This window comes from Acinetobacter indicus CIP 110367 (genome assembly GCF_000488255.1).
In the GTDB taxonomy this organism is placed as follows: Bacteria; Pseudomonadota; Gammaproteobacteria; order Pseudomonadales; family Moraxellaceae; genus Acinetobacter; species Acinetobacter indicus.
This window is the reverse complement of sequence record NZ_KI530745.1, coordinates 509,157-522,808: the sequence shown is the minus strand read 5'-3', so window position 1 is coordinate 522,808 and position 13,652 is coordinate 509,157. Positions and strand designations below refer to the sequence as shown.

The window sequence follows — 13,652 nt, the reverse complement described above, 5'->3', positions numbered from 1 at the left end:
GCCGTATGCGATGCTTATTCAGTCCAGTAACTGACATAGGCGTCAGTCTGAATGTCCGCACGCGGCGCAATCGCTTTTGCGGCAGTTCCAATATAGATGATGCCTGAAATTAAATCATCTTCATTTAATTTCAAAGCTTTTTTCAATAATTTTGATTCCACTACAGCACCACTGCGCCACATGCTGGCAAAGCCTTGTGCCTGTAAAGACAGCAGGAAATTCTGTACCGCCGCCCCGGTACTTAAGGTCTGCTCAAAATCCGGAACTTTAGGATGCGGCTGGAATTTGGTCAGTGCCAGCACCAGTAATGGCGCCCGGAAAGGATGCTGTTTCACACGTTCCAGCTGCACCGCATCGGTCTGGCCTAAATCGGCCAGAGCCTGTACCAGCAACTCGCCAAAAGCTTCGCGGCGCTCTGCCGGAATCACCACAAAACGGGTCGGTTTTAAACGATGATGATCAGGCGCGGTCAAGGCTGCCTGAAAGGCACGCTCCAGCTGCGCTGCATTCGGTGCCGGCTCGACCAGATGCCCAATCGACTGACGTTGATGAATATTCTGATGAACCGTAGCTTCCATTGTATCCGTCATTGGCTTATATCTATCTATAAAATCTGCCTCAAGATTAGCATAAACCACAGAATTTACTCTATTTGCGTTGGGTTATTTGTATAAATCCTGAGTTTTAATGGCCGGCTTGTCTGTCACAGAGCCACTATATAAAACTGCATTTCTTTACAGCTTCTACAAACTCTAAAAGTGCAGATATGTTTAGATAGATGACTGATTCAACAAATAAAATATGGGGACCACACATGAACAAGCTGATTGGTTTAAGTGCTGCAGCCACCGCTGCGCTATTTTTGACCGCCTGTGCTTCAAACCCGACCTCTTCGCTGGCAATTCAGAAAGAAAATAATCAGTACGAAGTCACCGGTTTAGGGAAAAGCAATATCATCTCCAAAAACAACGCAATTAGTGCGGCCAACAAAACCTGTGGTAGCCGCGCTACACCGGTGGTGGTCGATGAACAGACCACTTATAACGGCGCTTTAAAAGGTGTGGTCGATGAACAGACCGGACAGATGATTCAGGCTGCCGCGACTGTACTCGGCACCATCTCGGGTCGTAATGCCCAGCTGGCGCAGGATGATGATTATCAGACCGTACTCACCTTCCGCTGTCAGGCCAACTAATCTAAACGTAATCAAAAGATGCAATAAAAAATGGATCAGATCCTTTGGAGCTGATCCATTTTTTTCATTTTGATGCGGGTAGCTGCCTCAGCACCCACCCAGCAAATCAAAACCTAGCAATAACCGTCTAAACGGGTTAATGGCAATTTTTGCCCGATGGCTTTTTCAATTTCTGGCAAATAGAAAGCATCATCTTCGGCTAGGAAACTGATACTGACCCCACGCGTACCAGCACGACCAGTACGGCCAATACGGTGTACATAATCATCTGACTGTTCTGGCAAGGTAAAGTTCACTACATGTGACACGCCATCGACGTGAATGCCGCGTCCGGCGACATCGGTGGCAATCATGATGTTGTGTTTGCCATTTTTAAACTGGTCCAGCATTTTCAGGCGTTTGTCCTGGGCAATTTCACCGGATAACATCACCACTTTATAGCCATCACGTTTCAGATGGTCATACAGACGGCGCACCTGATCGCGGCGATTAGCAAAAATCATGACTTTTTCAATTGGCTCATCGCGCAGAATATCTTGCAACAGTTTATATTTGTCTGAATTCGACACCATATATACGCGCTGTTCGACATCGGCATTGGTTTTCTTTTCCGGTTCAATTTCGACAGTCACCGGTTCAAATAACCATTGCTGGGCCAGATTCAGCACATCGTAGCTAAAAGTGGCTGAGAACATTAAAGTCTGGCGCTGCTCTTTACGCGGTGAAAAACGCACAATCCGTTTTACCGATGGAATAAAGCCCATATCCAGTAAACGGTCGGCTTCATCAATCACCAGAAATTCCAGCTGATCCAGCCAGACTTCTTTTTGCTCGACAAAGTCAATCAGACGACCCGGGGTCGCGACCATAATGTCGACAAAGTTTTTATCCAGCTGCGCTTTTTGCTTGTCAAAATCGACACCGCCCAACAAGGTCACTACATGCAGGTCGGTAAACTTCACCAGCTCTTTGGCATCGCTTTCAATCTGTAAGGCCAGTTCACGGGTCGGTGCCAGAATCAGGGCACGCGGCTCACCACGGAAACGCTGCTCTTTCACCGGATTATTCAATAAGTCATTGATTACGCTAATGAGGAAGGCAGCGGTTTTGCCGGTACCGGTCTGGGCGCGACCAATGGCATCATGTCCAGCCAAAGTAAATTTTAAAACCTTTTGCTGAATGGGCGTCATTTCCTTAAAACCTAAGGCCGCAATAGCTTGTCTCAGTTTCGGATGTAAATTTAAGGTTTCAAAACCAGATGACATAAAAATGTGCTCTAACTTATTAATCACAAAAACGTATCATATTATAAACAAAAAACGCCCCAATAGATGGAGCGTTTTTCAGATTAATCCAACGATTAGTCTAAAGGTTGTACTTCTTCCGCTTGGAAGCCTTTTTGACCTTTAACTACGCTGAACTCAACACGTTGACCGTCACGAAGTGAACGGTGGCCTTCGCCTTGAATCGCACGGAAGTGAACGAATACATCGTCGCCGCCGTTACGTTGAATAAAGCCAAAACCTTTAGTGTCGTTGAACCATTTAACTACGCCTTGTTCACGAGCTGTCATAAGTTAATCCTCATTGATTAAAAAGAAGGACCACCCGGTGTTGCAAACAGCAGAGTAAACAAAGTTTAAAAATATTTTTATTTCTAAGCTTGTAATCATTCTGTATAACTATTAACAAAATCCCGGTTACATCCAATTTGTAATAGGGCGACAAACAACAACTGCCTATCTCAAATCCTAAATACGCATCGAGCTTAACACGGGTTTATGACAAATAATAGATTTTTTTTGATTTATCTTATTCAGAATTCATGCTTTTTTTGACAAAGTTAATTCAAGATTTTTCAATGTTATATTTTGATAAAAACCGCAAATAAACTTTAGATTTGGCACCAAATTTGCTAATATTTTGAGTCCTTTTTTAAAGACCCGATTGAAGCAGATTATGGACAACTCTGTCGATGAAATGATCATCATTGATGCGATGGGACAACCCTGCCCCATGCCCTTACTGATGCTAAAACGCGCTTTAAAAAAAACCGGCGCCGGACACTTTCTGCTCAAGTCCTCTGACCCGCATAGTCAGCAAGATGTCAGCCGCTATTGTCAGATTCACCAGTACGGCTGTGAATTGACACAAATTTCTGCCAACGAGTTTCATTACTTTATTGAAATTAAATAATTTTCAATTAAAGTAAACAGCATGCATTGGCATAAAACTTTACATTTCTCTACCTTTTTTCCTTAATTTGCAAGGATATTGGTATTAAGATGAAATTTACAGGTAATACGACCCACCGATCCTATAAGGAGAACTCATGAGTGACAGCCGCAATCAGTTGATGCCCCTGTCATTATCTGCGCCAGGCGTAAATCTCGGTGCTTATATTAGTACCGTCAATCAAATTCCTATTTTAACGGCTGAACAAGAAAAAGAGTTAGCTGAACGTTATTATTACGATCAAGATTTAGATGCAGCGAAAATGCTGGTCATGTCGCATTTGCGATTTGTAGTCCATATTGCGCGTAGTTATGCAGGTTATGGTTTGCCACAAGGCGACCTGATTCAGGAAGGCAACCTCGGTCTAATGAAGGCCGTGAAACGCTTCGACCCGAATATGGGCGTGCGTCTGGTGTCATTTGCCGTGCACTGGATTAAAGCCGAGATTCACGAATACGTGATCCGTAACTGGCGTATTGTTAAAATTGCCACCACCAAGGCACAGCGTAAACTGTTCTTTAATTTACGCAGCCTGAAAAAATCCAGCAAAAAACTGACGCTGGAAGAAGCCAAATCGATTGCCAACGACCTGAATGTCACTCCGGAACAGGTCCTGGAAATGGAAGGCCGTCTGACCGCTTATGACGCGGCTTTCGAAGCGCAAAATGATGATGAAAGTGAAAACACTACCCATATTGCGCCGGCGCTTTATTTAGAAGATAACCGTTACGATCCGGCCCGTCTGGTCGAAGATGAAGATTATGAGGCACAAAGTACCTCTGCCCTGCATAAAGCCATGGAGCAGCTGGATGACCGTTCACGTAATATCTTGCAGCGTCGCTGGTTAGATGATGATAAATCGACCCTGCATGAACTAGCTGCTGAATATAATGTGTCTGCGGAGCGTATTCGCCAGCTTGAAAAAAATGCCATGGAAAAAATTAAAGTGGCAATGTCATCTAACTAAGTGATGATTCCAGAGTGCTAAAGTTAAAAAAGGGCGATCTGCCCTTTTTTGCTGTCTGTGCTTGCTGAAACCGGGCGATGATCTTAAAGAAATCCATTTTCTTCCCCCCTAAAATCAAAAAGCTGGATTCAATACCACATTTCAGGGTGAAAGTTTTTCACTTTCTCGTTGCCCGGAAAAATGTTAAGGTTGAGCGCAAATTTACTCAGGTCATTCTTGCTATGTGGATTGCAATTTCTGCCCTTAATTTAGCACTTGCGGTGATGTTAGGTGCATTTGGGGCACATGGCTTAAAAGCACGCGCAACAGAAGCTCAACTGGCGTGGTGGCAAACAGCGACTGATTATTTTTTCTATCATGCCCTCGGATTATTGGCACTGGCGATTCTGGCCAAAGTCATGACTCAATTTCCCATTAAAGCCAGCTTCCTGCTGATTCAGGTCGGGATTGTGTTTTTCTGTGGCTCATTGTATGTGATGGCGCTAGGTTTGCCGCGCGGTCTGGGGGTCATTACCCCAATTGGCGGTGCGCTAATGATTGCCGGCTGGCTGGTACTGGCCTGGAATGCCATGAAATATGCCCGATAATTCGGGAACGGAACAGCTAGGAAACTGCAGGTATGCACATTTATTTAAACGGCGAATTACAACAGACACAGTGCCATAATTTACTAGAACTGGTGCAACAACTGGCGTTGGAAGGCAAACGTTTTGCGGTAGAACAAAACGAGATGATTGTGCCGAAAAGCCGACTGGAAAGCACCCCTATTCATGATCAAGACCGCATTGAAATTATTCATGCCGTTGGCGGCGGCTAAGACGGAGCACGTATGGAAGACACTCAACTTAAAATCGGTTCACGCACTTTTAACTCGCGCTTGCTGGTGGGCACGGGAAAATATAAAGATCTACAGGAAACAGATCTGGCCATTCAGGCCAGTGGTGCGGAAATTGTAACCGTTGCTATTCGTCGCGTGAATATTGGTCAGCATCCCGATCAGCCAAATTTGCTATCTGTGATTCCACCAGAAAAATATACCATTTTGCCAAATACAGCCGGCTGTTTTGATGCCAACAGTGCAGTGCGTACCTGTATGCTGGCACGTGAACTGCTCGATGGTCATAATCTGGTAAAACTGGAAGTACTGGGCGATGAAAAAACCCTGTATCCAAACATCACCGAAACCTTAAAGGCAGCGCGTACGCTTATTGATGATGGTTTCGAGATTATGGTCTACACCTCGGATGATCCGATTGTGGCACAAGAACTGGAAAGCATGGGCTGTGTGGCAATTATGCCTTTAGGCAGCTTAATTGGTTCAGGGCTGGGGATTTTAAACCCGCATACCATTTCTATTATTAAAGAAAATGCCAAAGTACCGGTACTGGTCGATGCGGGTGTCGGCACTGCCAGCGATGCAGCAATTGCCATGGAACTGGGCTGTGATGGTGTGTTAATGAATACTGCAATTGCAGCAGCGCAAAATCCGGTCCTGATGGCTTCGGCAATGCGCAAAGCAGTGGAAGCGGGCCGTGAAGCTTATCTGGCAGGCCGGATGCCGCGTAAACGTATGGCCAATGCCAGCTCGCCAGAAACCGGTTATTTCTTTAAATAATCCGGACATTATCTGCGCTGAGAGATAAGTTACTCCTTCAGGTTTTACTTGATTAAAAGCTAAACATGAAAAAAGGACTCTGCTTGAGTCCTTTTTTATTGCGGTTTTTAGACCTGAATCAAGGAATCAAGCCTTCATCACGCATGGCAATCTGCACCGATTGACGCTCGGCCACTTTATTGCGTAGCGCAATAATATGGGTATATGGGGTTAAATCATGATGAATATGGTTCGACCAGTTGGTCAGTACGAATAAATAGGCATCGGCCGGGCCAAAGTTATCATCGACCAGATACTCATTGTCTGATTCACCAATAGTTTTATCAATATAACTTAACAGACGGTCAATTTCAGCATAGGCTTTATTTTTTTCATCATCGGTTAACTGGCCACCAAAGAATACCGCGTAGGCATCATGCAGTTCCGAGTTGAGATAACCTAACCATTCCAGCACTTTGGCACGGCCCATGCCTGATGGCGGAATTAAATCTTGTTTTGGATCGTGCTGGGCCAGAAACGGTAAAATTGCCACGTTTTCGGTCAGAATCAGACCTGGATTAATCTCAAGCGCCGGAACATAGCCTTTTGGATTAATTTCGTAATAATCATGACCTTTTTCGGTTTTATGGGTTTTCAGGTCGACACGTTCTAAATCAAAATCTACATTAATTTCATTTAAAATAATATGGGCCGCTAAAGAACATGCACCCGGTGAATAATAAAGCTTCATATCTGATCCTTGTTATATAACTACTAACTGTTTTAAATGGCTTCTAACAAACTTTCAAGTGATCGAACCTGTAAATTGCAAAAAAGCGTAAATGCGTAAAAAACATTTACCTTTTCAATATTGAGCAAGCGCGGCGCTTTTTCAAGTGGATTGCGGCTGCTTTTTTCACTTCATTTGTTTTACCATAGTCGCCTTTAAAGTTTCATGAAAAGCCGATTGTGATTAGTCTGAAAAAAGAAGAGTGGTTTTCCAATATCCGGACCGATGTGCTGGCCGGTCTGGTGGTGGGGCTGGCCCTGATTCCTGAATCCATTGCCTTTTCTGCAATTGCCGGTGTCGATCCACAAGTTGGCCTATATGCCTCCTTCTGTATTGCCGTGACCATTGCCTTTTTTGGTGGCCGCACGGCAATGATTTCGGCCGCGACAGGTGCCATGGCGCTACTGATGATTACCCTGGTCAAAGAGCACGGGCTGCAATATTTGCTGGCGGCAACGGTACTGACCGGAATCATTCAAGTGGTGGCCGGCTATTTTAAAGTGGCCAAGCTGATGCGTTTTGTGTCGCAATCGGTGGTCTATGGTTTTGTGAATGCGCTGGCGATTTTAATTTTTGTCGCGCAACTTCCAGAGCTGATGCAAATGGATCTGTGGGGCTATGTCTTTGTCGGCCTGGGGCTGGCGGTGGTTTATCTGTTTCCCTATCTGCCTAAAATTGGCAAGGCGGTGCCCTCACCCTTAATCTGCATTATTGTGCTGAGTCTGCTGGCGCTGTTTTTGGGTGCCGATATGCGTACGGTGAGTGATCTGGGACAATTTCCAGACACCTTACCGGTATTTTTAATTCCTGAAATTCCGCTGAATTTTGAAACACTGGCGATTATTTTCCCCTATTCCATCACCCTTGCGACAGTGGGTTTACTGGAAACCATGATGACCACCACCATTGTGAATGAAGTGACGGAAACTGAAGGTGACCGTCATCAGGAATGTCGTGGTCAGGGCTATGCCAATATTGTCAGCGGTTTTATGGGCGGGATGGCCGGCTGTGCCATGATTGGCCAGTCGATTATTAACGTCAGCTCTGGTGCGCGTACCCGTCTTTCTACTTTGGTCGCCGGCGTTTTCCTGCTGTGTCTGGTGGTGTTCTTTAAAGACTGGCTGGCTTATATTCCAATGGCGGCGCTGGTGGCGATTATGATTATGGTGGCCTTTACCACCTTTAACTGGGATTCGGTGCGTAACTTTAGCAAGCATCCAAAGCAAAGTAATATTGTGATGCTGACCGTGGTGGCGATTGTACTGGCCACACACAACCTGGCCTTGGGTGTTTTCGTTGGGGTATTGCTGTCGGCCTTATTCCTGGTGAATAAGCTGGAAAGTGAAGTCAAAGTTCAGTCTGAACGCGTACAGGATACACGCCGTTATCAGATTACCGGACAGATTTTCTTTAGCAGCTCGGACAAGTTTTTCCAGTTCTTTGACTTTAAGGAAAATCTGCAACAGGTAAAGATTGATCTGACTCACGCGCATATTTGGGATTTAACCTCAGTGAATATGCTGAATACCGTGGTGCAAAAATTTGAAGCTCGCGGGATTCAGGTCGAGCTGATTGGCTTGAATGAAGCCAGTGACACCCTGATTGATAAATTAAGTCCGAATTAAGCTTGAGTAAAACCACATAAAAAAACGCCTGATAATCAGGCGTTTTTTTATGGCAGATCAATACCCGCCTTATTTACGGCGACGTAACCAAGCCGCAGCACTCAGACCGAATAATCCCAATAATGACCATAGACCGGTACTCCCCCCATGGGTATCCGCTTTGGAGTCTTCCGATGGCTTTGGCTCTACCGGTGCATCTGCCAAATCCAGATCAATAATAATCGGGTCGTGGTCAGATGAACGGAAAGCATCCGGGCTATAAAAGGCCTGAATCTGCTCGGCAGTTTTATAGTCTTCGTTATAGGCTAGCGCCGTCGGTTCATCGGCATTAATGGCCCATGCAAAAGCACGTTTAACCCGTGGATACAATTGCGCATCGGCAATGGCATGGTCTAAATTACCGGCACCGCCATAGCCCTGGGTATTACTGGCTACACCAAACACATAACTATAAGCCTGTTTGCCCTGTCCGATTTTTTCATCATTAAACAGATTTTTATAGTTGGCCTTTTCCAGCGCCAAAATCGGATCTTCTTTGGCATAACTGTTTAAGTCGCCCAGAATCAGGACATTGGGCTGCGTTACTTTGGTTGGATTGGTCGCCAGCCATTGCATTAATTTCTGTACTGCGGTCACACGGGTGCTATTCCAGCAGCCCTGGCCATCGCTCTGATCTGCATCTAGGCCGGTATCAGGACAGCTACCTTTGGATTTTAGATGCTGAGGCACCACGGTAAAGCTTTCACCACCCGCCACAGGCTTAAAACTTTGCGCTATGGTGACACGGTTCAATTGTGTACCATCATCAAACACGGCAGCAGCATTCACCGGCGTCAGGCGTTTGCTGTTATAAATTATTGCTACGGCAATGGCATCGGTGCCCAAGCGATCTGCATTTGGCGGTGTCACATACTTCCAGTCTGGCCCCAAGCTTTGGGTTAAATAGGCAATGGCGCTGTCTGGGCCATAACCATTGTTGGCAATTTCATTCAGGCCATAGACATCGGCATCAATGGCTTTTAAGGCACTGACAATTTTCTGATGCTGCTTGTCGAACTCTGCTTTGGTTTTTGCACCGCGCTCGGTCGGGAAGCCTTGTGCCGCGCCATTGTCATAGTTCAGGACGTTAAAGGCCGCAGCACGAATCTGGGCAGTATTTTTAGCGCTGACGCTACTGCGCTCATTTTTGTCTGCCACGATATTCGGCAAGGTTCTGCCCTGAACAGGCTGAATACGCCACTGGTTAAAACGATATTCCAAAATCCCTTCTACATTTTGCAGCTCATAGCCGGCTCTTAAGGTATTTTGCGCATTAAAGTTCAGCGGCAACCACGGCGTCCGGTTCTGGTTGTTATAGCCATCATCCAGAATAATTTTCGACAGCAGGTTTTGTTTGGCCAGGCTGAGTGCTTCGTCGGATTTGGCAGGATACAGATTGGTCGGCATATATAAACGCCCAAGGCTTAGGGCCAGCTCGCCATAACGGCCATAATTATAGTTTTCACTGACGGTCAGAGTTTGCGGCAGTTTAACCAGCGCACCCTGATAACGCTGCGGTGCATGCTGCTGCATATCCGTCAGGCTTTCAAACGGTAAATTTACCGTTTTTGGTGCTACCCAGCTTGCCGCTTGCGGATTACAGGTTTGAATATCCTGAGTCAGCTGGTCCAGCTGCAGCTGGTTTTGATAGCTAGTGAGCCGGCCACGTAAAATCACCTCTTCTCCAACCTGCCCGCCTTTAATCTGGCTGCTGGCCGGAATATAAACAAAAATCGCATTATTCAGGTTTGGTTTGGCTTTACTATCTGGCGTTTGCAGATAAAAACCGGAAAAACCATTGCTATAACGATAATCTGCGGTCATCACCCCACGCACGGTATAGATCTGGTTCTTGCTGGCACTGTGCAAATCGGCAATGGCAGTATCAGAACTGCTACAGCTAATCGTTTCCGTCACAGGCGGTGGCTGCTCTCCTTCTGGCAGCAAATACTGACTAAAAGCATTCCGGTCAGACCAGGCCGTCCATTCACTGTTCACATCAAAAGGTGCTGTTGGGTCAACTGAGCTAACACTATGCGTGGTTTTATTGCGGCTTAAACTGGTGCCCTCTGCCCAACTCGTAGTCTGTCCAAGCACACCAAAACGATCGACCGGTGTATTATGCTTATACAGCACAACCGCATCATTACCATTAAAATTCAGACTTGCGATTTTTTTGACCAGATCGCCCAGCACCAGCTCCAATTCACTTCGCCCGACCAGATATTCAGCTTTGGCCGGCAACACTCCCTCTAAAGATACCGTCAGTCCGGCTGTGGTTGAGCCATTGGAAAAAATCTTGATTTGATACTGAGATAAATCGGCCGCTGTCGCATCAGGGTTATAAATCTCCAGTCCCTTACGGTTCGATGTACCATCGACATATTGACTGAACATCAGCTCTGCATGTGCAGAAAAGCCACAACCCATGAGTGCCATGGCCCAGCATAAAGTATGTAATTTCATTGTTTTTTATCAGTTGTTAAAGCTTATTCAGGCTATTTTTTAGACATGACAGATGTATGAACATTTGATGAAACTATTTCTGCATTTTCATGACAGCTGCCGTGAAAAAAATAGCGCAATGCATGAAAAAATTTGACTTCAACTGCTCAGGACTTAAAATACCGCATTTGAATTTTTTACGATTGCCAAAGTTATGTCGAATGATCAATTAGACCAGCAAGTCGTCGAGCTGGACAACTTAAACGAGCACCGTGAAATTGTGACGTTTATGCGTCGTTCCTCACCACTCAACACCTCTCAACGTACTGCGCTTGAACAATATGGTCACCTAATTTTGGAATATCCGGTTGGCGATTTACGTCAGCATTTTGAACATCCAGAACGTCCTTTAACGGTAGAAATCGGTTTTGGAATGGGCCGTTCACTGGTCTTAATGGCGCAGGCCAATCCGGAGCGTAACTTTGTGGGTATTGAAGTGCATGTGCCGGGTATTGCCCAGTGCGTATATGAAGCAGGCACAGCCGGTTTAAGCAACCTGCGCGTACTGGATGCCGATGCAATTCAGGTGCTGCGTGAAATGCCAGACAACAGCATTAACACCGTGCAACTGTACTTCCCGGACCCATGGCAAAAGAAACGCCACTTCAAACGCCGCTTTGTGGTGGATGAGCGTATGGAACTGATTGAACAAAAACTGGAAATGGGCGGTACTTTCCATGCAGCAACTGACTGGGAACCGTATGCAGAATGGATGCTGGACGTGCTGGACAACCGTTCCCGTTTAGAAAACCTGGCAGGCAAAGGCAACAGCTATCCACGTCCGGAATGGCGCCCGCAAACCAAATTTGAACGCCGCGGTATTGAAGCCGGTCACAAGATTAACGACTTTATCTTTAAGAAAATTTCTTAATCGCAAAGTTGAAAAAGCGCTGAAATCTCAGCGCTTTTTTTTATACGTCCCTATCTTGAGATTAGACAAAATAGATGATCTACCAGTCAAAAGTGATTTAAAAGATCAGATCAACGACTCGATTAACCAGTATAAAACCGAAGATAACAACAATGGTTTATGACTGATGACGTTCTAAAATCTGCTGGCTGAATAGTTGATAGACCGCCTGTAAATCAAGTCGCTGCGCATCAGCCAATAACTGCTGATGCATCTGTAAAATATTCTGATCACCACGCATGGCCGGGCCGGTCTGCATGGTTTTAGGATCGGCCTGGGTGGCCTTCTGCGCCGTTTCCAGCATTAACGGATACAGCAGACTAAAATCGACCTGCTGGACATCAACAATTTGCCGGGCTATGTCATAACAATAATTACTGAAATTACAAGCAAACACCGCGGCCAGATGCAGGCTCAGACGCTGCTCGGAGCTATAGGCATAGACCCGCTGACTGAGTTCATTGGCCAGCTGCAATAATACAGCCTGATCGTCTTCATCTGCCGCTTCAATAAATACAGGGGTCTGACTCCAGTCAATCTCACGTTCCAGACTAAAGGTTTGCAGCGGATAAAATACTCCGGCACGTGCATGTACCTGCTGTAACAGCTGCATTGCAGTACTGCCGGAGGTATGGACCATCAGCACTTCAGGCAGATGAGGATGCACCTGCTCAATCACTGCGGCAATGGATTGATCACTCACCGCAATGATCACCAAGTCCAGTGTCGCATCAAACTGTGCCGGGCTGTGAATTGCACTGGCCTGTACCTGCTGTGCCAGCTGCGCTGCCTTATCCAAACTGCGGCTATAAATCTGTACTATCTGGTGCCGTGCACTCAATGCCCGTGCCAGATGATGTGCTACCCGTCCCGCGCCAATAATCCCGATTCGCATCTGTTTCATCTATATTTTGAACTGCCCACAGCATGCCAATAAAAAAAGGACGAATCAATTCGTCCTGATAGATTTGAGCCAGTTTTAGAACTTTCTTAAGGTCAGAATCTGTTCGCTGCGTCCAAATGGCCCGTGAACATCATGCAGAATGCCGCTGGTCAGACCAATACCATCTTCACCATATTGTTGTACCACTTCCAGGCCCAGCCACTGGCCTTGCGGTAAGCGGTGCAGATGAATTTGCAGATCCAGGTTTGGAAAGCCCCAACCGGCATTCGGGTTCTGACGTGGCACCACGCCATTGGCCGTATCTACCATGCCCATCAGGCGGGTAAAATCCGATGTCGGCTGGCCGTCAATCATTTCAAGCTGATTACTGAGCCAGACAATGCCTTTACCCGGACGATGGTCCAGATGGGCACGAGTCTGAATGCTTTGAATATAGCCGCCTGGCCAGCAGCGCATTCCATCCCATTCCGGTAAATAGTCCGGACTTTCTACCGGTAAATCTTCCAGACCGGCAATAGCGCGGGTGTCGGAGGTCAGCATTTTCCAGGCACGTGCCACAATACAGGTTTTACCATTGGCACACATTTCCGCTTCAATCAGTTCAATGGTTTTGCCTGGGCGAATCATGCGGGTAGTAATCGAAAACTCACCAAAGGCAATCAAACCAAAAATATCCAGCCCGACCCGGCCAATGCGCATTTCTGCACGTGGCTGGAACTGTTCCAGCTCTGCACAAAGAATACCGGTGGCAGGTGCCATATGCTGCTCATGCGGATTCCACGCGCCCTGAGCATGAATATTCGATTCATAATAAGCTGTGCTGCTGCCATCTGCATGCTGTTCACGTCTGATAAAACTGTAATATGCTGACATTATTTTCCCTACTTCC

The 13,652-nt window shown here is 46.2% G+C and carries 15 protein-coding genes; 8 read left to right on the top strand and 7 right to left on the bottom strand.

Annotated features, from left to right (window positions below; translation table 11 throughout):
• Positions 1 to 14: 14 nt before the first annotated feature.
• Complete coding sequence (locus P253_RS02510) at positions 15 to 590, bottom strand: nitroreductase family protein (protein ID WP_035362980.1); 576 nt, start codon at positions 588 to 590, stop codon at positions 15 to 17.
• A 224-nt stretch (positions 591 to 814) separates the two neighbouring features.
• On the opposite strand from P253_RS02510, the gene P253_RS02505 reads away from it, so the two are divergent.
• Positions 815 to 1,195, top strand: a complete 381-nt coding sequence (locus P253_RS02505; protein ID WP_005177108.1) for a hypothetical protein — start codon at positions 815 to 817, stop codon at positions 1,193 to 1,195.
• Positions 1,196 to 1,308: 113 nt separating this feature from the next.
• Here the strand turns inward: P253_RS02505 and rhlB are convergent, their stop codons facing one another.
• On the bottom strand, positions 1,309 to 2,460 hold the full coding sequence (gene rhlB / locus P253_RS02500; RefSeq protein ID WP_005177106.1) for an ATP-dependent RNA helicase RhlB: 1,152 nt from the start codon (positions 2,458 to 2,460) through the stop codon (positions 1,309 to 1,311).
• A gap of 95 nt (positions 2,461 to 2,555) precedes the next feature.
• Positions 2,556 to 2,768 (bottom strand): cold-shock protein, encoded by a 213-nt coding sequence (locus tag P253_RS02495; RefSeq protein WP_005177104.1) that lies wholly within the window; start codon positions 2,766 to 2,768, stop codon positions 2,556 to 2,558.
• Positions 2,769 to 3,153: 385 nt separating this feature from the next.
• Here P253_RS02495 and P253_RS02490 point away from each other — a divergent pair, with 385 nt between their 5' ends.
• The 5 genes from P253_RS02490 to P253_RS02470 all read left to right on the top strand — a co-directional run bounded on the left by P253_RS02490 (position 3,154) and on the right by P253_RS02470 (position 6,011).
• Positions 3,154 to 3,390, top strand: coding sequence for a sulfurtransferase TusA family protein (locus tag P253_RS02490; RefSeq protein ID WP_016658363.1), 237 nt, complete (start codon positions 3,154 to 3,156; stop codon positions 3,388 to 3,390).
• Positions 3,391 to 3,526: 136 nt separating this feature from the next.
• Positions 3,527 to 4,396 carry an RNA polymerase sigma factor RpoH gene (gene rpoH / locus P253_RS02485; RefSeq protein ID WP_016658364.1) on the top strand — a complete coding sequence of 290 codons (870 nt, stop codon included), beginning with the start codon at positions 3,527 to 3,529 and terminating at the stop codon, positions 4,394 to 4,396.
• 221 nt (positions 4,397 to 4,617) lie between these two features.
• On the top strand, positions 4,618 to 4,983 hold the full coding sequence (locus P253_RS02480; RefSeq protein ID WP_016658365.1) for a DUF423 domain-containing protein: 366 nt from the start codon (positions 4,618 to 4,620) through the stop codon (positions 4,981 to 4,983).
• Between the two features lie 32 nt (positions 4,984 to 5,015).
• Positions 5,016 to 5,213 (top strand): sulfur carrier protein ThiS, encoded by a 198-nt coding sequence (thiS, locus tag P253_RS02475; protein WP_005177095.1) that lies wholly within the window; start codon positions 5,016 to 5,018, stop codon positions 5,211 to 5,213.
• 12 nt (positions 5,214 to 5,225) lie between these two features.
• Positions 5,226 to 6,011 carry a thiazole synthase gene (locus P253_RS02470; protein ID WP_016658366.1) on the top strand — a complete coding sequence of 262 codons (786 nt, stop codon included), beginning with the start codon at positions 5,226 to 5,228 and terminating at the stop codon, positions 6,009 to 6,011.
• A 118-nt stretch (positions 6,012 to 6,129) separates the two neighbouring features.
• Here P253_RS02470 and P253_RS02465 read toward each other — a convergent pair whose 3' ends face one another.
• Entirely contained in the window at positions 6,130 to 6,741 is a 612-nt protein-coding gene (locus P253_RS02465) for a glutathione binding-like protein (protein WP_005177091.1), read from the bottom strand.
• Positions 6,742 to 6,959: 218 nt separating this feature from the next.
• Between P253_RS02465 and P253_RS02460 the strand changes: the two genes are divergently transcribed.
• On the top strand, positions 6,960 to 8,405 hold the full coding sequence (locus P253_RS02460) for a SulP family inorganic anion transporter (protein WP_005177090.1): 1,446 nt from the start codon (positions 6,960 to 6,962) through the stop codon (positions 8,403 to 8,405).
• 69 nt (positions 8,406 to 8,474) lie between these two features.
• Here P253_RS02460 and P253_RS02455 read toward each other — a convergent pair whose 3' ends face one another.
• On the bottom strand, positions 8,475 to 10,883 hold the full coding sequence (locus P253_RS02455; protein WP_016658367.1) for an ExeM/NucH family extracellular endonuclease: 2,409 nt from the start codon (positions 10,881 to 10,883) through the stop codon (positions 8,475 to 8,477).
• A 220-nt stretch (positions 10,884 to 11,103) separates the two neighbouring features.
• Here P253_RS02455 and trmB point away from each other — a divergent pair, with 220 nt between their 5' ends.
• Positions 11,104 to 11,820, top strand: coding sequence for a tRNA (guanosine(46)-N7)-methyltransferase TrmB (trmB, locus tag P253_RS02450; protein ID WP_005177088.1), 717 nt, complete (start codon positions 11,104 to 11,106; stop codon positions 11,818 to 11,820).
• A 157-nt stretch (positions 11,821 to 11,977) separates the two neighbouring features.
• Here trmB and P253_RS02445 read toward each other — a convergent pair whose 3' ends face one another.
• Positions 11,978 to 12,754, bottom strand: coding sequence for a Rossmann-like and DUF2520 domain-containing protein (locus tag P253_RS02445; protein ID WP_016658368.1), 777 nt, complete (start codon positions 12,752 to 12,754; stop codon positions 11,978 to 11,980).
• Between the two features lie 84 nt (positions 12,755 to 12,838).
• Entirely contained in the window at positions 12,839 to 13,636 is a 798-nt protein-coding gene (locus P253_RS02440) for a thioesterase family protein (protein ID WP_016658369.1), read from the bottom strand.
• Positions 13,637 to 13,652: the final 16 nt, after the last annotated feature.